We start from the raw sequence: 21101 nt of genomic DNA, 5'->3' as shown, positions 1-21101 counted from the left end.
GGTATTGGAGGTGCTGTTCTTTCATGGTAGATATGTTGTATCTGGTACACTCAATGACTAAAAGAGAATATGATGAAGCGTTTAAGTTAGTACAGGCATACTTAAAAAAATACTTCAGTAAGGGCCAACTTCGTAAAGACAAGTATGATAAAAATGCCCATATTACAAATGCATTTTCTGAGTTTGGTTTTCAAGAAATTCGACTGCGTTCTGCCTCTTGGGGTCACTATTCCATAGAGGTGCGTTTACGCCCCCAGCTCACTATTGATAAAGATGGATATTATTTCGTAACAAAAGTATCTGAGTTTATAGGAGTTCAAAACGTCTTTAATTACGTGCTAAAGGATATTCTTTCGTTAAAAGTCCCTGATTTTTTTGATTGGACAGCCAAAAGAATAGAAGCTGCTGTAGATATAAGGCTGCCAGAACAGCTAATCCCACAATATTTATCATTATATAAAAAGGGATTCATTCCAGAGTATTTTTGGAACAATGATAGAACCAAGGCATACATCTCTTCCGTCACTAACTGTTACTTGATGTCAGAGAATAAAACAGTCAATTGGTATAATCGTTATGAGACACTATTAATTAAAGAGAAGGAATCGGGTAAGGAATTTAGAGATTTTACACTGACAAAAGGAGTACTTAGATTTGAAACTCAAGTTCGGGATGGAAAGGAAAAAGTGAGGGAATTATTAAGCCAACAAAGATTAAAAAATGAAGTAATGAAGTTTTATAAACTGATTGTTGGGAAAGGCGACTATCATTCTTTAAAAAGGGCAGAGCAAATAATAAATCAAAGAGTACGTAATTCTCAAAAACGTCAAACACTAATTTCTATGCTTAAATTCATTGAACAATGTGGAGGAGTTACTAACGCTAAAGAAGTCTATGTTAAAGGTATGAATGCGAAGGCATCTGCTGATAAATTTGGAAAGATTCTTAAGAAAATTAGGGATTTGAATATTAATCCTGTTCTAATTCCTGAAGACTGGGAAATTGATTACATTGAGAATCCTTATGCTAAAATTGAAGAGGGATTTGAATGAAATGAAGCCCGCCAAATTAATTCACGGGCTTTAAATGAGCTAATTCTCGTTATTCTTCTTCTTCTCTATACTTATAGTACAAATCTTGTGCGGTTTCGACCACATCATATTTATTTTCAATTGTTTGGCTTACTGCATCTACAGCAGATTCTACTACACGTTCCCAAAAGTCACTCATCGTTTAATTCCTCCGTAAATTTATTTTGATTAATGTTTCCAAGCTTTAAGGCCGCTGAGTGTTCCATATCCAACACCCAATAAATAACCAACGGCTGTTCCGGCGCCGGGGAATATTGCTGTGCCCAGACCTGCTCCTACTCCTCCTCCAATTAGTACGCCCGCTGCGGTCAGCGCTGTCTTCCCAGCAGTTTCAATTACTTTATCCATGATTCTCACCTCCTCTCAGGGATTAACGCAAAATAAACGGGAAGAGCGCAGCTCTCCCCATTGCATTGATGATTCTATTTTGTTAGCTTCTTAGCACTTGAAGGTGGATTAACCATTCGAACTAACTTAAAGAGAAAACTAATCAAGTAAAACGGCGTTACCGCCCAGCCAACAAATACAGACAAGATGATTTTGTAAACGATATAATTAGAGATCGTCGTAAATACGGTGATGTTACGTTGTAGCTTGCTTATGAATTTCCAACCAAATGGAATAGATAGAAGAACGTACAGTTCTATCATTTTTCGCCTCCCCCTATAGCCTTATGCACTAATCCTTATTCTTCAGTAGCATTCACTTGGATGTAACCGATCTTGTTGCCGCTATCGATGCTCAAAACAACGGTTGTCGGGATTGCACCGCTATTATAGTTATAAGAATATTGAGTGGTACCTTGCACCCCAGCAGATATACTTATAGGCTCACCAAACACTTGATTTGCTTTATCCAAGCTGTCAGAGGTTCGAATACCATGGATGTTGAAAACAGAATTTGAAGAAATTATGAGTTGTTTCACCAAATTATTTTCATCAACAAGTAATTCAAAGCCTTCTTCAAAGGCATACATTGTTTCTCCTTGAGAACTGCTTTTATCCTTAATTGTATAGAGTGACTTTAATTCATCTTCAGTGGCCGATAATCCAAGAAGACTTGAGAGGTCGAGTGAAAGAGACTCCATACTTGAATCATAAGCAGAATACTGGATGGTGCTGATCTTGTCAGCATCTGGTCTTGTGGAGATTACAAGCAGATAATCTTCTTCAGTCAGGTACATGACGCTTTTCTTGCCATCCTTTTCTTGAGTAAGATTTGGTTTACCCAAACGTGCGATATTATCAGCAAAGGACGAACCCAACGTTACATCGAAAATTTTGTATGTATCCTTCGAGCTTTCCTTAACAGCATCCTCTTGTAGTGTGATCTCGCTTGCACCTCGCTTGTCACCACTAACCATAAACCCAGAATTATAAGCAATGGCATAACCGTCTGAATCATCTCGAATAACCTCATTTGGTTCTCCAAACTTCATTATGATTTCTTCCTTAGCCATTGTTTGCATTTTTGATAGCTCGTAAGCCGTTGACTCTCCTTCTGAAGAGAGTATGCTAACAACAGTGATTACAACAAGTAAAGCAAGAATCCAGAACCACCAACGCTTAAGAAGAGGCTTCTTCTTTGATTTCTTGTTCTTTTCGGATTGGATAACTTCAGTTGTAGACATGATTAATTGCTCCCCTATTCTTCTTTTAAATTCAATGATTTTTGCTTATTAACAATCATGTTAGTATTGTCAATCAAGACTTCTAGCAAGCACTGCTTGATCTGCTCAGGGGTAAGAACCGCAGATGATTGACTGCAAAATGTTTTTGAACCTCCTCCCCTGGAATCCACCAGAAATAGCAAGTCAATCAGAGCAATCCCTAAAGCCTTGGATATTTTCTCCAAGGTTTTTATAGTAGGGTTCTTTTCTCCACGCTCAATCTGACCGATGTAGGATGTGTTAACTCTTGCATTTAGTGCAAGCTGCTCCTGACTGAAACCATTTTTCAAACGTAAAATCCTGATATTTTCCCCAATAGATTCAATGTTATTCATTTCCCTTCACCCCTAATCAAACGATAGAATTTTTTGGTAGGAGGCTCAACAGGATATAGTGCGGATTTCAATGCTTATAGTAGAGAATTGATGCGGAGTGTGGTTATATCGTGGATAAAAGCATTTAAGAGGAAGATATTTATATTTCATTGTTTGAGGGACATACAAATAAAAGCTTAGTGAAATTTAGAAATGACCATGCTCTTTCAAACTGTAGAAGCGGTTGCCGCCAGTGATTACATGATCAAGGACTTCTATTCCTATGATTTCCCCAGCGGCTATGAGTCGTTTTGTCAGATTCACATCCTCAATTGAAGGTTCCGGATCACCGCTCGGGTGGTTGTGAGCGCATATGAGTGAGGCGCTACAACGTCTAATCGCTGCGTGGAATACTTCTCTGGGATGGACTATGGCGGTGTTTAGAGAACCTACGGAGATGACTTCTTTGAATATGAGGCGGTTCTTAGTGTTTAGGAACAGGCAGATGAAGTGTTCTTTCTGTTCAAAACGGAGTTCAGGTTCGAGGAGGTTGAAGACGTCTTTGGGACTACGAATTACATGTTGATCCTGATTAGGTAAAGTCAGCACTTTTGCAAGTTTTAACATGGCGGTAATTTGCCGGGCTTTTCCTTTACCGATTCCTTTAATAGAGACTAACTGTTGCTCTGATACATCCATTAGTTCTGTAGTCGTTGGAAAGCGCTCAAAAAGCTCTTGAATTGTGTAGCTGTCGTTGCTTTCCCTTAGAGATTCAGATACTAATTGTCTCAGATCATCTACTTTGATCTGTTGCATAATGTTTATCCTCCCAATAATTTCTGATTATCATTTGTATAATATAGATTTCAAATTTTTGGATTTGCGACATATTTACATAATCCCCTTAATTAGAACACGTGTTTGGAAGGTTGTGGTAGATTTTTAGCGAATTATGTATTTTGACTTAGTTCAAAAGTCGAATATCTGATTCTTTCTAGGGTATAGAATCCTTATTTCAAACATCTTGGCTTGGGTCTCATGTTCGTAGTGCCCATTTGTTAATGTTATAACTATCTATTTATATTAAAGAGAATCGGGGTAAAAGTCAGAATGATTGTTTCCACATTTAAATTAGCTCAACTAGATGAAGTTGAGCCTCTAAATGATCCAACCGTATTTGATTTCCCTATTCCGCCATTTCAACGGGTAAGAAGCTTTTCTCCTGAAGAATTTGAAGCCTTTATTGGTGAGTGGGCTATTTCTTGTGCTAAGCAATTATATAAAGACGTTTATAGAATCGGAAGCGCAGGAGATATGGGGCGTGATGTAATCGGAGAATATGATGATGGATCGTGTGATTATTATCAGTGTAAGAGATATGAGGGCAAATTAACCCCAAGTGAGTATTGGCTGGAATTCGGTAAGTTGTGCTACTACACTTTTAATAAGGATATACCGATGCCTAAGAAATATTATATTATTGCATCGCAAGGGATTGGTGCCAAATTCTTAAAAATTATTAAAAGTCCTGAAGAAATAAGAAAAGGACTTATTGAACAATGGGATGCAAAATGTAGCAAAGCAATAACAAGTGGTCAGAAAATAGAATTGAAAGGTTCTTTTCTTGATTATGTAGAACTCTTTGATTTTTCTGTTGTAGATACTTATTCAATGGAACGGATTATTGAAGAACACAGGAAAACTAACTATTTTTATTTTAGGTTTGGGGGATCAATTAAACCTCGAAGAGGAAGAGGAATACTGCCACCAAGTATACCTGAGCAAAGCGAATTCAATTATGTGAATAAAATACTGGCAGCGTATTCTCAATATAAGAAAGCAACTATTGATTTAGATATGCTTCAAGCGATACCTGAATTACTGGTGGATTTTAAAGATAATCGAATTAATTATTATAGTGCCGAATCTTTAAAACGTTCTATAAGGGATATATTCTCTAGTGAAGATCACTTTGGAATATTGAAAAAAGAGATGAATAGTGGTATTAAAGATTTCATGAAAGGTGAGTTTTATGACGGATATAAAAAACTTACTAAAACAATGCATGAGTCAACGAAAGTAAACTTATCAGTGAGCATTGTAGATCGGGATTTGCATTTCGTAACAAATGAAGATAAGAAGGGTATTTGTCACCATCTAGCTAATGAAGATGAAATTGACTGGGTGATATAATGAGTAATTTACTATTTAACACACCATTGGAATTAGGCTTAAGAGGATTATATTTACTGAAGGTCTCATTTCCATTGAAATGTAGTTTGGACAGATTAATTTTTCTTGATTATTTAACTATCTACACAAAGGATTCAGATGTTTCTTTTGATAATTTACATCCAGAATATCCTTTAAGGACCATAGAATTATTTAGTCGAAGGGAAGCAATAAAAAAAGGAATGTTATTAATGGCCTCAAAGGGATTAGTAAACATTGATTGTGAAGAAGAGGGCTTTTTATACTCAGCAAACATTAATACTAATTGGTTTATAGAAGCTTTATCAGAAGAATACTCAAAGAAATTAATGAATAATGCTTCTTTAGTTGAAAAGAGATTTAGGGATTTATCGGATTCTGAGCTTGAAAAGTTTGTTAATACAAATATTAAGTCTTGGGGGAAAGAATATTCGAATTTTTTTCCTTATAAGAATGAGGTGTTCTAAATGTATGGATTTTATATCAAGGAGCTTAGGATAACTGCACCAGGAAAAGAGGATGCAGTTCTTATCTTGGAAAAGGGGCTTAATGTAATTAATGGTCCTTCGAACACAGGGAAATCTTACATCTTTAAGTGTATTGACTACATGTTTGGAGCTGACACATTAAGAGAAATTAAAGAAAGTAAAGGGTATGAAAATATTTTTTTAGAAATAAGAGATTTTAAAGATAATAGTCCCATTACGATACTTAGATACATGAACAAGAAATCTATAGTGTATGCTTTCTCTGATATTAATAATTTTTATAATGCAAAGCCATACAAATTAAAAGAAGATCATGATCCTAATGGTGACGATAATATCTCTAAGTTCCTATTGAAGCTTATAGGGATAACAGAGAACAAATATATGCTAAGTAACAAAAGTGGGAAAAAGAAGACTTTAGGTTTTCGCTCAATAGTCAATCTGTCCATGATTAATGAGACTAAAATAATCTCTGATACAGAATCCCCTGTTTTTAATAAAATAAAAACAGATGAGACCTATTGCAAATCAGTATTTAAATTTTTATTGACAACTTTCGATGATATAAACTGTGAAGAAATTGAAAAAGCAGAGATTAGAAAGGCTAAGATAGATTCAAAAATTGAGTATATCAATAATGAATTAACAAAATTAACTGAAGAGAAATTCGCATTACAAAAACAATTAGAATTAGCCTCCTATGATAAGATAGTAGATATTAACGAGTACTCCGAAGAGATAAGAAAAATTGAAAAATTAATTGATGAAAAGCGAAATGATATCATTGATAAACAAAACATACAAAATAAACTGAATTTGCAGCGAAACCAGCTATCATTATTATTAGATAAATTCAAAATATTATATGATCAGTATAAAAGTGATCTGGAAAGATTATCATTTCTGCAAACTGGTGATGATTGTCTAAATCAAATTCACATTAATTCTTGTCCAGTTTGTAATAGTGAAATAGACGATAATCTATTTAACGAAGAGTTCTCCTTAGAAATATTAGATGCCTCTCAGCAGGAACAAGTTAAAATAAACTTGCATATTTTAGAACTTAATAAAACAATTGAGTCCACTATTTTAGAAATTAATGAACTCGATTCGACAAATAAAACATATGAGAAAGAAATAAATAAGTGCAAGCAAGATGTTGAAGCGTTCATAGTAAGAGAGCTAACTCCTTTACGTAGCGTATTAAAGGCATATTTAGAGGTGGTCAATTTAGAAAACAAAGTGAAAAGTATTGAGGAAAGATTTGTGTCAAAGAACGAAGAGTTGATAAATTTATCTGAAGCAAAAAAACAAAAACAACCTAAAATCGAATACAAGAGCACCATACCTTCAGGAATTCTAAATGACTATTCTGACGAGATATTTAATACGTTGACTGAATGGGGGTATGAAGATTTAGAGAAGGTCACTTTTGATGAAATGGAACAGGATATTGTAATCAATAATCAAGCAAGGAAAAATAATGGTAAAGGTTTTAGGGCTTTCTTTTACGCCGCTTTCTCGGTATCATTGATGAATTATTTAATAGATCGAAAACTTCCGTTTTCTCGAGTGTTACTATTAGATTCTCCAGTTACAACACTAAAAGAAAATGATTCAAAAGATGGAACCAACAAAGACGATGAGATGATCGATGTATCCATGCAAGACTCATTGTTTATAGCGCTTTCTAAAAAAAGTAGCGATAGACAGGTGATTATTTTTGAAAATAAGGAGTTGCCTCAGCAAGTAGAGAAATGTAATCATATTGAATTTACAAAAGGTAAAAGTGTAGGGAGATATGGTTTCTTTCCGATGAACAATAGTATTGTAACTATATCTTCGAATAATCTATAATTATTCAGATTTTATGAGAAGTTAGAAGAAATATCGAAAATGAAATTAAAGGAAATGTATTGTATTGAAATCATACCGTTTAAACTAGATTATTAAAATGTTTCCATTGTACATGAGGAGGAGAATATGAGCAGCATTGGTGATGCGTATGACTTTATATTGAAGGATTTTCAAAAGACATTGTTTCCACTTCGTTCTGTTCTATTTATCGCAAAATATCAAGTGGATTCGATTTTAGAGTATATTAACAATGAAATTTTTTCTCAAACTTGGCTGCAAACTCTTTTGAATGAAGATGATTACAAAAAAGTAACGCAAATAATGAATAAAGCTCAAATAAAAAGAATTAATGAAAATGCACAATCTTATTTCTTGATTCAACCTTGGGTTTACGCTTTAAAGGATAAAAAACATTATAGACAAACTTTTCAGTTAGATCCCATTTCTTTAATATTCATATACGATTTCGTATATAGAAACAGAACTCACTTCCAAAAACAAGTCTACTCAAACCGTGAATGTTTTGGATATACATTTAATGGAGACAGTTATAGTTCACAAACTGAAGAATACAGGCTATTTATTAATAAGTTACAACTGTTAAAGACTGAGTATGGATTTATGGGGAAAATAGATATATCTAATTTTTTTAATAATATCTATCATCATGATATTGTTAGTTACATAGCAAGAACTATTAATCAACAAGAAGCAGAAAAAATAGGGAAATTTCTAAGGGAAATTAATGAAGGTCGAAGTACCAGTTGTATGCCACAAGGATTATTTCCGATGAAAGTTATAGGGAGCAATTTCTTAAGTTTTATAGAGGCTTCTAGGGAACTTAAAAGTGAATTCATTATACGATTTATGGATGATATATATTTTTTTTCTGATAATGAAGAAACCATTACAAATGATATATTTACTGTTCAAAAATTATTAGGTGAAAAGGGTTTGTGTTTAAATGAAGAGAAAACTCTAATTACAACAGTAGAAAATGAAGAGGAAAATGATATTGAAACAGTTAAGATATCATTGTTAAAAAAGAGAAGACTTATAATTAATTCCTATACCGATGAATTTGATGATTATGATTATGAAATTGAAGATTTAACAGATGAAGAGATTAGTTTTCTAAAGGATATGTTACACAATAGGAAAAGTATTGAGGACGAGGACATAGAACTTATACTCACATTATTGATGACTTCTGAATCAGAAACAATAGAACTGACAAGATTAGTTCTAAATAATTCTCCGCAATTAACAAAAAACTTATATTACAACATTAAAAGAAATTATATGATGATTTCGGATGCTATTATAAGTGAAATTGAAGTTTATCTCGAAAAATCGTTCATTCCAGAATACCAATTGTTTTGGATAACCAAAACAATAATTGACTTTACTGAAATTAATGAGTCAATAGCTGATTTACTAGTTTCAATTTACAGGCACCCATCCGTTACTAATGTTGTGAAGTGTATTATTTTGGAGATACCAGAAAATAATTATGGATTTCTAGAATTGAAAAAAAATATTGCCCGGGGCCATGCTCCTGAACTTATAATTAGTGCTATGGTAGGTTTAGTGAGTCATGAAAAATCAAATAGAAATCAGATATATAAATACGTAGGTAAGACAAATTCAATGCTCCGAACAGTTACTGTTGCATTGTCTGCATTGGAGGTCAATGCACATCAGAAACTGTTAGAGGATTTGGATGAAGTAAATATTAATAAACATAATTATGTGAGAAACAACTTACTCAAAGCTGAACTAAATAACGATCAAATTTTTAGAACAAGAGAAGCTTCGGACATTCCAACAATAGATTTAGATGAGTTAATGGCTGAATTGCATTCAAACACAGCAACAGTTGTGGAGGTAACCTCCCCCGCCCGAGAAGTTAACAACCCATTTGTTATTAGTATCGATGATGATGATTTGCCATTTTAATTTGTTGAAAGCGATATTTAAAATAGTAGTTTAGGCTTTGGGGTCACTATTAATAATTTTGTGAATATTATTAAGTACAGTTATACCTATTAATTGTGACATCATAATTCATAGTAGAGGGGAGACTATATATCAAGATAATTTAATATCAGAGATAAAAAAATCATCGAACAGACATAGTAACTTTTTGATCTGATCTTAAATTAATTAATTTCATTTAACTTTACTAGAGGTGGTAGAGAATTTGATAGATACAGAGTATATGTTAAAGAGATTGAGTGGAGGAGAACTACAGCGGCTTGCATTTGAGCTGTTACCAAGGATGAATCATGAATGGGATGGGCTTATTCATAGTGGAGCAGTTGAGGGTACCCACAAAACTAGAAAGGGTACACCTGATATGTGGAAGGAGTCTGACGATGGTGATCTTATATATGTCCAAGTGACGACTGATTCTAAATTCGGAAAGGTTTATGAGGATATTGCCAAAAGTATTGAGCAGCTTTTGGAGCTGCAAAGAGCTGAAGGTGCACTGTGTATAGCATTTGTAAATACTGAACCTCAGTCAAATGAAATACTTCGATGTCAAGCATTATGCCAGCAGAATGGCTGCCGATTTGAAATTTTTCATAATAGTAAAATTGCTAAAGCTTTGGATCAAGTGTTTAACTATGATTTACGAGAAATGTTTTTGAATATGTCACCGGATACACAAAAAAATGAGAAAGTGGTTTTAATTACTCCAGTACAGAAGAGTGAGTCAACTTCAGAGCCTCAAATTTTTATTTTCATAGGAATGATTCTAAGCGTTATTACAATGGTGATCTATTTAAAATATCAATCTCTTATTTTTTTTGCAGGAACTATCTTTTTTGGTGCAATGGCTTTACTAGCTATGCATCGAATATACATCCTTAAAAAGAAAAATATATTTAAGAAATTAGATTCTAAATACAAAAGAGCACTTTGGACTCCGGTGTTTTGCTGGGTAGGGGCTATAGGGGCTATAAGTGTTACAAAATTTCCTGTTTATAATTCTGAAGAAATTGGATTAGTTAAAGAGCAAATAATCCAGAATGGAATGAATGGCATTGTGTCACGTATCATGGAGTTGTCCTTTCAAAATACAATGGATTTAGTATTCCTTTTTGGACAAGCACTATCTTTATTGTTTCTTTCCTTTTTATCTTTGCTCCTGCTTTCTTTTGAAGTATTTCATACAACACATCTAATTTTGAACAAAAAAGAACGTTCAAAGAGTTTTGTCTTTAAATTTTTTGGTTGGATCAATAAACGAACATCATTCTCACAGTCACTGATTTTCTTAAACGTCTATTTAATTGTAGTGAGTATTTTATTCGGGAGTGGTCTTTTTGCAATTATCATTCAGGGATTTCAAAATTCTACTTTCTCAGTTTTTAATCAGGCGATTGGCTTAGAATAAAAGTGAAGCTAATGTGGAATTCCTTGAAGAAAGAGTGATATTATGACTTTTAAAGAAACCATTGAACTTTTTATGAACCAAGTATCAGATAGCTCATATGAAATATACAAAAATAAAATAATGGTTTTTTATAAGTTCTTAGTTTCTGAAAAGGGAATAAACGATAAGTCTTATAAATCATATCTAGAAGCAATGAAAACAGAAGAAATTATTGAAAGCTTAAACTATTATATAATTGGCAACAAAATTAATAGTGAAAGCGTTGCTTGGCACTATATATCAGTTGTAAAAAGATATTTTCTATTCATTTATGATGCTAAAAATTTGATAATTCAGAATGGTAATTTAATTAAATCATTTAGTTTATCCCATGACAGCAAAGACTCATTTACATACAAAATAAAAAAAGAAATTTTTGAAAGTGGTGACTTAGAGAAAAAAGATTCAAAAACAGAACTTACACAAGAAGAGGTTGAAGTATTAATATCTGAATGTGATCAGCAAATCAAAGAATTACTAAATGGAGACTTGATATTAGAATATAAAAGATACCCTTCACAATATAATGATTTCATTTCATGCATAATAATAAAACTTCTATTATTTACCGGAGCGAAATATCAAGTAATTATAAATCTTAGATTATCAGATTTAAATTTGAAACAGCAAGTGTTAAGAATTAATGGATATTACATTCGACTGCCGATTAATCTCTTCACACAACTTCAAGAATATGTGGCAATAAAACAGCAGATGCAAAGCGATTGTGATAATAAAGACATTTTTTTATTTACTCGCATCAATGGAGAAAAACCCAAAGGGACTTCTTTTATCTCAGATACCTTGGTGCAATTTACGGGAAGAGGAGATACAACAGGAATAATCAAATTCGCTATAATTGAGATGATAAAAAGAGGAATAAACCAAAGCTTAATTCAAGACTTCACAGGAAATGGCAGCAAAATATATGATTATTGCCAATCGAAAGTTAATGGAAGTAAGAATCTATCTGTAAACCGATACTTAGATTCTAAGCTTCGAGGTTTAGAAATATATGATTTATTGTAAACTCCGGGATGTGATTTGTTTCTAACATCGCACGACTATTTATCCTTACAAAGCATTACAAAAAATCTAATCCGTAAGTTTGCTCCTCTTGTTCTGTTCTAGTTTATAGTTGATATAAACCGATAAATAGAAGTCGCTTGATCTCTATTTCAAGATTCATGTTTTAGTTTTTATAGTATTTGGTTTTAACGGTCACATTTTTGGTCGCACTTTTTCATTCTGTAGATCCTTTTTCATACATAAGGGGCGGTAATGTGAAGCTTCTGCCCTTCATTTTGCTAACATTTTTGCTAACATGGCTGCATATCCAAATCTCTGAACGCAGAGAGTATGGAACACAAAAAAGCGCCTTTAACCCGCATGGCTAAAGGCTTTATGCTCGATCTTTCCGTAGCGTAGAAAAGGTTCTAAAAGGACTACTTCAGGACTTAAAATCCTGCGGTACGTGAGTACCGTACGGGTTCGACCCCCGTCCTCGGCATCACAGTGAAAACCTTGAGAAATCAAGGTTTTTTTGTTTTTCTTGAGTAAAGCTTCTGTCAAAAGATAAAGGTTCTGTGTGTCTAGGGATCACATTCTAACACACAGAACTCTGACGATAATACTCTTTTTCAGTGCTTGTCAATTCACAAGTTCTGGAGAAGAGTTTATTAATATGGATATTTCATAAACCACCGTATATCGAATGGTACGTGAGAAATTGGAGTTCTTTCATTATTGTCGAATAACATCTTAATTTGTTGTATTATTGATTAAGCTAGTTTTTAAGATTCAAGGAGGGTTATAGTTTGCTTACACTGAGAAGAGCCGGGCCGCGTCAAAGTAAAAAGCTCAGTCTCACATCGCTGCTTACGGGCTTGGTAACGCTGGTGGTTCTACTAACCTCAAGCATTCTTCTGATTGGTTCTTACGAGTCCAAAAAACAATCATTGATGGAGACTACGCTCCATTTGAATTACTACAACGCTGACCGAATGACCAAGACAATGAATTCCTTATTTCAGTCCATGCGCAGCAGTTTGGAATATAGTGTCGCCACACTCTCCGATGACGATGGCTCAACGCCGAAGCAAGTAGATGATAATTTGGAACTGATGCGCAATAGTAGCAATTACTTCAACTCTATCGCCGTGCTCGATGCCGACGGGCTGATCCGCAATGTAGTACCGACTAGTTTGGGGTCAGTAGGAAACCATATTACTTCTAAGGTCGGTTTGGAAGCTCTGGCGTTAAAAAAACCTTACATATCCTCCCCCTACACGACCCAAACCACCAAGAGACTAATCGTTTTTATGAGTCAGCCGATTTTTAGCAACAATGGTACATATCGCGGTATTTTGAGCGGCACATTTTATCTGCAGGAGAACAATATTTTATCTATGATTTTTGGCGACAATAACGTGGACGATTCTGGCTCCTATTATTATATTGTGGATTCAAGCGGGCATCTGTTGTACCACCCGGATAAGCAGCTCATCGGGAAGGATGTCAGCAATAACAAGGTTGTGCAGAAACTCATGAATAGGGAAAGTGGGGAACAGCAAGTGCGTAACACCCGTGACGTTGAAATGCTTGCCGGATACTCCAGCGTTCCGGCTAACGGATGGGGTATTGTGGTTGTTTCGCCGACTAGTGTCATCCATCATCAGCTGATGGGTCACCTTCGGACAATTCTCTGGTATTCGTTGTTTCCGTTCATTATCCTCCTGATGGGCGTCATTCTCGTAGCGCGCAAGCTGGCCCGGCCTTTTGTGTACCTGGCAAATATGGTGAGCAGGATGGGCAAGGAGAAGATTGAATTACCAGAAGCGAAGCCGCAATGGAGCCGAGAGGCAGATCTGCTGACCAAGGCTGTGTTGCTTGCCGTGACGGATATTCAGAAGCAGACGGATCAACTGACCCAAGAGGCTACGACGGATGCTCTGACCGGTTTAATGAACCGGAGATCGTTAGAGTATACGATGAGTCAGTGGATTGCTTCTGGGCAGCCGTTTTCGCTCATTGTACTGGATGTAGATAAATTCAAACTCGTGAACGACACCTACGGCCATCTCATCGGCGACGAAGTGCTGAAACATGTAGCCAATGTTATAGTTACCTCGTTTCGTCCAGACGATGTTTGCCACCGCTACGGCGGTGAAGAGTTCATCATCTTGCTAGCCCACACTAGACCCGCGGAAGCCTTCACCATAGCTGAAAGAGTCCGGCGGGCAATGGAACAAAGCATGGGCCCAATCCCGACAGAGGTCACGATCTCTCTAGGAATCGCCCATTATCCTTTTCATGCATTGGAGCGGGAGGGGCTGCTGGAGAAGGCGGATCAGGCGTTATACCTAGCCAAGAGCAGGGGAAGAAACCAGACGATGGTCGCTGATGGTTGAAACCATTGCTCAGCATCACAGTGAAAACCTTGGAAATCAAGGCTTTTTTGTTTTTTAAGTTTCCAATTAAAGAGTGAGGCACACTATACACATGCCGGTCCCTATGGATGGAGACTATGATGATTTAATGCAAAACTGAACGAAGTCGGCGCAGAGAACATGGATTGGGAATCTATTGACTGGTTAAAGTGAGAATATCGCTGTTCACTGGCAAGGATTAATAAATAGGAAAACCGCGATTCTTCCATTACTGGAGAGTCGCGGTTTTCGATAATGGCTGCTTCAGCGCTAAGTCCTCTGTTCAGCTTTTTTTGTATGTCAGTAGGAGGATTTCTCATCTGCCTTGTTTTTATTTTGCAGACCTAATCTCATCTTGCAAAGTTATAGTACTTCCAAGGGCGATGGCTTCATCGACCGCGAATGACAGTCTGATATCTGTTAAGGCATCCGCTAATGAGTACGCTGAAGTTCCCGTGTGCAGGAAGCGGGACATATTCAATAAGGCTTGTCCTATCCCAATCTCTTCATCAGAAAGGGGAGAGGGGTGAAACGGGTTCTGGAATAGACTAAGCTGTCCTGCACGCAATTCATGCAAGGAGAGACTTTCTAGGCTTCCTTCCTGTCCACCTTGAATTCGACTAATGTTCATATACTCGGTCTCTTCGGTTCCCAGGCGGCGGATAATCTCATTATCTCGAATTTCGCCATGTGATCCGCGGATGAGCACCCGGTTGATACGGAGAGGTGAGAAATATTGGGAGCGAGTGAAGTCAAGCACAGCGCTTTTGCCGGATGGGAACACCATAATTGCGATATCCTGCTGCTCTGTCTTCAGGTCATCTTCGGCCTCCCTCCCCCTATAAGAGAAGTCCATGATTGGAACCTCTAGCCGGCGGGCAGTGATTTCACAGGCTGTGCCAGTGATCGAGAGCCATTTACGGATCAGGCTGATTCCATGATACCCATGCGCTACAGAGACTTGAACATGACCTACCTCGCCCAAATGTCCGGTTTGAATATAGGCGGTTCTTGCCTGATGGTGAGGCAGCAGCGGATATTGCTCGGCTACTTGAATTAGATTGAAATCAATGGCGCTGGATCGAAGCAGTTCATATTCAGCCGGCGTAGAGGCGGTGGGTGTTTCGGCCAACGCAGGTATTTGCAGCGCTGCAAGCTCCAACAGCAGTGAGGCGGCAGCGCTCTTGGATACCGCCAGGACCACAAAATCACTCTCGGCCGCAAGACGTTCCATCGAGCTGTACACGGTCAGGTTCCATTTGTCGATCAGTTGCTGGTATTTAGCAGGGTTGCGAATTAATACACCGCTTACTTTAAATTGCTGTGGAAGCAGGTGAGCCAGCTTCAGATATATTTCCGCCCGCCAGCCGCTTCCGATTATGCCAAAACGAATAGGTCTATCCATCTTTAAAGTACACCTCAAATGGTTGATTTGTATGTAAGCACCTTTATAAGCACAGGCATCAGTTTTCTTTTATTATTGTATATAAAAAAATGATAGAGTACATAGGATTATGTATAATGTGAAACTATTACTTTTTGTTGTCTTTAGTTAAGCTATCTTATGCATTTACATACAAAGGAGCGATTATCCAATAGCCGGATGATCGCTCCTTTGTATAAGCTGGAACTAATCAAGACTACGGCTGTAAGCAAGAACATTTTCTTTTTCATTAGTTAACTCCCTCTCTATTATAGTTCATCACTGGGACGAAGAAATAAGAGTTTGTTTTATGATTGTCCAATATAACCTGGGTACAGTGTTTTTTACTAAGTTCCATAGAAACGAGGAAAGATGTTTGTCCTGCTGTTTATTTGCCCCTCTGTTTTTGGGTTATTTGTACGTAAAATACCGAAATGTACCTATCATGGTCATCCATATTCAATTATGATCTTCCCGAAAGAAAGCGCTATCAAAGTAATTTTGACCACATTTCAAGAGGGGGTAAGGATGATTTGAAGCGAATGGGAAAAAGGTTAGGTATGAGTCTGCTAGTATTCATTATTGCAGCAGTACAATTCGGGTTTACAGGTACGAAAGGGAATGTAGCACTAGCGGCGGAGAAGAGTATGGCTCAAAAGCCATATATGGGCTGGAGCAGTTACAGTATGCAGGTGTATGACGGCGAAGGGAACTGGACATCGGCGGAGAGTGTCAAGAAGCAATCTGACGCGATGCATGAGAAGCTGCAAGCCCACGGGTATGAATATATTAATATTGATGCGGGCTGGAATGGCGATATGGATGAATACGGGAGACCTATTCCTAGTGAGGTCCTTTATCCAAACGGATTTCAGGAGGTTATCGACTATGTCCATAATAATGGACAGAAGATCGGGATCTATCTGATCCCGGGAGTATCTATCGATGCGTATAACCGCAATCTTGAGGTGTATGGGACAGGCGGGGAATGTCGTATTCCGGATATTACGGCCAAGCCGCTTACCATTATGGATTATTGGAATTCCTACACTTATAAAATAGATTTCACGAATCCATGTGCCCAGAAGTATGTGGATTCCATTGCAGATATGCTTGGCGAGTGGGGGATCGATTTCGTTAAATTCGACAGCGTAACCCCTGGGTCTGGGATTGACAACTTGAGCCGGGATGCACGCGGCGATGTAGCGGCATGGTCCAAGGCTTTGGATAGAAATAATATTTGGTTTGAGCTGTCCTGGGCACTCGACCATAATTACGTAGAATTCTGGAAAAAATATGCTAACGGCTGGCGAATTGATTGGGATGTTGAATCTTATGACGGCAGTGGGTTAACAGCATGGCCGAGTATTTCTCGTTTATTCCCTAAAGCAGCACTCTGGTGGCGGGATGCGGGCCCTGGCGGCTGGAACGATTTCGATTCCCTGAATGTAGGTAACGGCTCTATGGATGGTCTGACCAAGGATGAGCGGAAGACCGCGATGACGTTCTGGTCAATATCTTCCGTACCGCTTTATACAGGGAATGACATGACACGGCTGGACAGCTATGGACTAGAACTGCTTACCAATGATGAGGTAATTGCGGTAAATCAGGCTGGACGTCCTGGTCATCCGGTATCTATGGACACACAGCAGCAGGTTTGGTTTGCCAATAATGGAGATGGGACTTATAGCGTAGCTCTGTTCAATCTGGGTAGTCGGGCTGCGGAGGTTAAAGTCAAATGGAGTGATCTCGGCCTTGAGGGTCCGGCTTCGGTACGCGACTTATGGAGTCATTCCGAGCTGGGAACCTTTGAAAAAGAATTTAGCGGAGGTATCCTTGAACCCCATGCCTCCCGCATGCTTAAAGTAACAGCGCTAAGCGGCACATCGGCTGTTAATAACGATGATACAGGGATGCGATACAGCGGAGATTGGAAGCGGAATGGAGGTAAGGAGCTGTTAGAAGGGAAGCAGGATCTAAGCATTACGATTAAGGATTCTTCGGCTGCTGCTTCCAGTAATCCTCAAGAGGATGCTCTGAACTCCGTGGCTGACCCTGCTGCAAATGCAGCTTCGGCAAGTCGTACTACCGTTACCGATGTGGTTTATATTAATGATAATGACAGCGGGATTAAATACAACGGCACATGGCAGGTAAGCTCATCCCGAGAACATGCGGATTACAATAAGGATGTGCATTATACCGAGAATAACGGCGATTCTTTTGAGTACACCTTTACGGGAACGGGCATTGAGCTGCTGACAGAAAAGCATGAATCTCAAGGAGACATGATTGTTACATTGGACGATGGGGCTGCACAGACTGTAAATGCGTATACAAGTGGACCGAGAGAGGTACAACAATCCCTTTATAGTGTATCGGGACTTACTAATAGTCCTCACACGCTTAAGGTGAGCAAGGGCTCGGGAAATTATATGCTGCTCGACGCGCTGAAAGTGACAACAGAAAGTCCGGCTGGGGGTCAGAACAGTTCTATCACTCCTACATCCGCTGGTTTTGACAAAGCAACGGAACAACAGAAGGATGTCACAGTCACGCTTAATCTGCATGGCAATACGCTGAGTGGTATTGAAAATAATGGAGTGGCACTCCATGAAGACGATTATACGGTGACTAATGATAAATTGACCATCAAGAAGGAATATCTTGCGCAGCAATCTGCTGGCTTGGCAAGTCTGAACATTATCTTTAGTGCCGGAGATCCACAGACACTAGCGATTCACATTAGCGATTCTACAGGCATCCGTTATGTGATGGTTAATAACGACGATCCGTCAATCAAATATAACGGTAATTGGTCCCGCAGTAGTGGAAGAGGAATGGGCGACTATAATGATGATGTGCACTATGCGGAGCAGAATGGTGATTCTTTTGAATACACCTTTAGAGGAACAGGGATTCAGCTGTTCACAGAGGTGGACGAATCACAAGGGGATATGGATATCTATGTAGACGATCAATTCAAGGGGACGGTAAGCGCTTATCGAAACGGGCGATTGTCACAGCAGATTCTGTACAGTATCTCAGGCCTTACAGATGGACAGCACACACTCAAGGCTGTGAAAAAATCGGGCAGATTTATGCTGCTTGACATGCTTAAGGTAGAGATTCCAAATATGATTAATCCGATCGCAGCGAGCTTTGATAAATCACCATCTGCTCAGCAAGATATTGAGATTACACTTTTACAACAGCCGGATAGCTTCATAGGCATTACGAACGGATCACATCATCTGGTTCCTGGGACCGATTATACGGTAGCTGGTGACCGTGTTACACTGAGCAAATCTTATCTCGCAGCACAACCAGTGGGAAAGCTGAACCTCAGCTTTACTATTGGCGGCGATTATCTTAATGATGTGCATTCAACGACTGTGGACGGTGATTCCTTTGAATATACCTTCAAGGGCACTGGAATTCGCCTGATCACACCTACGGGTCCAGATCAAGGTGATGTAGATATTTATGTGGACGGACAATGGATTCAGACCGTGAATGCCTATAGTCAGAATCGACTGACACAACAGGAGATTTACAGTATTTCTGGATTGCCAAACGGCTTACACACGCTTAAAGCTGTGAAGAAATCAGGTAATCTCATGCTGACGGATCAGTTGAAATTCACAGTCCCAACCAGTGATGGTGGAACGAACCCTACAGAACCTCCAACGCCGACAGCAACAGCGACACCGACACCGACACCGGCTGATGGAGGCGGGTCGTCTATTCCAGTTCAGCCTTCATCTATACCTAGCCCTTCTCCGACGCTAACTCCGGCACCTGGAACGGATGGGAAGGATGATGCCGAGACAATGCGGCATTCGGCATATATCAACGGCTATCCGGGAGGATTTTTCAAACCCGATGCGCCTATTACCCGTGCTGAGATGGCAACTATCCTAGCGAAGGTTGCTGAGAAAGATGCCACTGGGTCAGGGGGAATATTCAGTGATGTACCTTCCAGCTATTGGGGTGCAGATGCCATCGCCAAAGTAGCAAAGATGGGACTAATGAACGGTTACATCGATGGTACTTTTAAACCTAATCAACCCTTGACGCGTGCAGAAATGGCCAGCTTGGCGGCCATGCTGAGCCCGAATTCTACAACACCGGGCCGCGGCTTCTCTGACATCACAGGTCACTGGGCGCAGGCGGCGATAAAGAAATCTCAAGAGATAGGCATAATGAACGGCTACAGTGACGGAACTTTCCGACCTAATTCCAAGCTTACCCGTGCGGAAGCCGTTACAGCTATCAACAGAGTTTTGGGCAGGGGCCCGTTAATTGGTATCACACAGCCAGGTTGGAACGATGTTCCAGTCTCCCACTGGGCCTTCGGGGATATAGAGGAGGCTTCGGCCGACCATGTCTCGAAGCCTAGTACACAAGGCGGAGAACAGTGGACGGAATAATTTGAATGAAGAATTAACAGAGGGGCCTTCTTTGGCCCCTTTTTTCTGAATTTTACGAGACAAAGAAAAAGAAGGGAAGATCAACATGAATATTCTAATCACCGGGGCAAGTGGATTTATCGGAACGGCTTTGGTCAAGTATTTAGCGGATAAACATACAGTGATCTGTCTGTCTCGCCAAGCCCCGGAAGGGTCCTTTGTGTATGTTCAGGGTTCTTTTGATTCGGTGGAGGATTTTATTCCGCTTGAGCTGCCTATCCCAGATGATCATCCCTGTTTGGCAGCGGATGCTTATGGGCTGAGCAAGGGGATGGTCGAGGAGTTGACCCGGTATTTTCACCGCAGTCATAAAGATGCCGACTTTATTAATCTTCGCTTTGGAGCTGTAGCTTCCCCAGGCTGGACCCCTCCTGTTTTGGAACTCGGATCCAAACCGTGGCTCCCGTTCATCACACTGGGTCATGTTCATGCTGAGGATGTGGTGGAGGGAATTACTGCAGCACTGGAGTCTCCACTTAAGCCGGGGGTAAGAACCTTAAATCTGGTTGGGCCGGATTCTAGCAGCAACCTGCCGGTGGCAGATGTGCTTACCCCGTGGATAGGGGTTGGCTTCAATTTGGATTATTATCATTTTCCGGGTCAAGAATATAAGTCTTTGTATGCTATGGATCGTTTCAAGGAGGAATTCGGTTTTGTGCCTTCACGCTCTACCCGCCTTACAATGGATACAATTTAGAGGGGT

17 protein-coding genes are annotated in these 21101 nt (G+C 38.8%); 10 read left to right on the top strand and 7 right to left on the bottom strand.

The window, feature by feature from the left end; all coding sequences use genetic code 11:
- Positions 1-23 precede the first annotated feature (23 nt).
- Entirely contained in the window at positions 24-1052 is a 1029-nt protein-coding gene (locus NST74_RS21940; RefSeq protein WP_341114438.1) for a hypothetical protein, read from the top strand.
- A 49-nt stretch (positions 1053-1101) separates the two neighbouring features.
- On the opposite strand, the gene NST74_RS21935 is transcribed toward NST74_RS21940, so the two are convergent.
- The 6 genes from NST74_RS21935 to radC form a co-directional block, all read right to left on the bottom strand.
- On the bottom strand, positions 1102-1230 hold the full coding sequence (locus tag NST74_RS21935; RefSeq protein ID WP_341114436.1) for a hypothetical protein: 129 nt from the start codon (positions 1228-1230) through the stop codon (positions 1102-1104).
- Between the two features lie 29 nt (positions 1231-1259).
- A complete protein-coding gene (locus NST74_RS21930; RefSeq protein ID WP_341114435.1) occupies positions 1260-1439 on the bottom strand; it encodes a hypothetical protein in 180 nt (59 codons plus the stop codon).
- Positions 1440-1513: 74 nt separating this feature from the next.
- On the bottom strand, positions 1514-1741 hold the full coding sequence (locus tag NST74_RS21925) for a hypothetical protein (protein WP_341114434.1): 228 nt from the start codon (positions 1739-1741) through the stop codon (positions 1514-1516).
- A gap of 35 nt (positions 1742-1776) precedes the next feature.
- Positions 1777-2721 (bottom strand): hypothetical protein, encoded by a 945-nt coding sequence (locus NST74_RS21920; RefSeq protein ID WP_341114433.1) that lies wholly within the window; start codon positions 2719-2721, stop codon positions 1777-1779.
- 14 nt (positions 2722-2735) lie between these two features.
- Positions 2736-3095: a helix-turn-helix domain-containing protein gene (locus NST74_RS21915; protein WP_341114432.1), complete on the bottom strand. Its 360-nt coding sequence runs from the start codon at positions 3093-3095 to the stop codon at positions 2736-2738.
- A 186-nt stretch (positions 3096-3281) separates the two neighbouring features.
- Positions 3282-3890 carry a RadC family protein gene (radC, locus tag NST74_RS21910; protein WP_341114431.1) on the bottom strand — a complete coding sequence of 203 codons (609 nt, stop codon included), beginning with the start codon at positions 3888-3890 and terminating at the stop codon, positions 3282-3284.
- 294 nt (positions 3891-4184) lie between these two features.
- Here radC and NST74_RS21905 point away from each other — a divergent pair, with 294 nt between their 5' ends.
- From NST74_RS21905 to NST74_RS21875, 7 genes are all read left to right on the top strand, one after another.
- On the top strand, positions 4185-5267 hold the full coding sequence (locus NST74_RS21905) for an ABC-three component system protein (protein ID WP_341052355.1): 1083 nt from the start codon (positions 4185-4187) through the stop codon (positions 5265-5267).
- On the top strand, positions 5267-5752 hold the full coding sequence (locus tag NST74_RS21900) for an ABC-three component system middle component 2 (protein WP_341114429.1): 486 nt from the start codon (positions 5267-5269) through the stop codon (positions 5750-5752). The genes NST74_RS21905 and NST74_RS21900 overlap by 1 nt, the downstream gene beginning before the upstream one ends.
- On the top strand, positions 5753-7630 hold the full coding sequence (locus NST74_RS21895) for a hypothetical protein (RefSeq protein WP_341114428.1): 1878 nt from the start codon (positions 5753-5755) through the stop codon (positions 7628-7630).
- Between the two features lie 126 nt (positions 7631-7756).
- A complete protein-coding gene (locus tag NST74_RS21890; protein WP_341114427.1) occupies positions 7757-9589 on the top strand; it encodes an RNA-directed DNA polymerase in 1833 nt (610 codons plus the stop codon).
- A 244-nt stretch (positions 9590-9833) separates the two neighbouring features.
- The gene (locus NST74_RS21885) at positions 9834-11033 is read left to right on the top strand and encodes a hypothetical protein (RefSeq protein WP_341114426.1); all 1200 of its coding nucleotides are present in this window, start codon (positions 9834-9836) and stop codon (positions 11031-11033) included.
- A 42-nt stretch (positions 11034-11075) separates the two neighbouring features.
- Positions 11076-12101: a hypothetical protein gene (locus tag NST74_RS21880; protein ID WP_341052363.1), complete on the top strand. Its 1026-nt coding sequence runs from the start codon at positions 11076-11078 to the stop codon at positions 12099-12101.
- 788 nt (positions 12102-12889) lie between these two features.
- Positions 12890-14482: a sensor domain-containing diguanylate cyclase gene (locus NST74_RS21875; protein ID WP_341114425.1), complete on the top strand. Its 1593-nt coding sequence runs from the start codon at positions 12890-12892 to the stop codon at positions 14480-14482.
- A gap of 349 nt (positions 14483-14831) precedes the next feature.
- On the opposite strand, the gene NST74_RS21870 is transcribed toward NST74_RS21875, so the two are convergent.
- Entirely contained in the window at positions 14832-15905 is a 1074-nt protein-coding gene (locus NST74_RS21870) for a Gfo/Idh/MocA family oxidoreductase (RefSeq protein WP_341114424.1), read from the bottom strand.
- Positions 15906-16465: 560 nt separating this feature from the next.
- Here NST74_RS21870 and NST74_RS21865 point away from each other — a divergent pair.
- A complete protein-coding gene (locus NST74_RS21865) occupies positions 16466-20359 on the top strand; it encodes a X2-like carbohydrate binding domain-containing protein (protein WP_341115949.1) in 3894 nt (1297 codons plus the stop codon).
- 85 nt (positions 20360-20444) lie between these two features.
- A complete protein-coding gene (locus NST74_RS21860; RefSeq protein ID WP_341114420.1) occupies positions 20445-21095 on the top strand; it encodes an NAD-dependent epimerase/dehydratase family protein in 651 nt (216 codons plus the stop codon).
- Positions 21096-21101 lie beyond the last annotated feature (6 nt).

This window comes from Paenibacillus sp. FSL F4-0125 (genome assembly GCF_038008565.1).
Lineage (GTDB): Bacteria > Bacillota > Bacilli > Paenibacillales > Paenibacillaceae > Paenibacillus_AQ.
The sequence above is the reverse complement of the archived record's forward strand: the minus strand, read 5'-3'. Positions and strand labels throughout refer to the sequence as shown.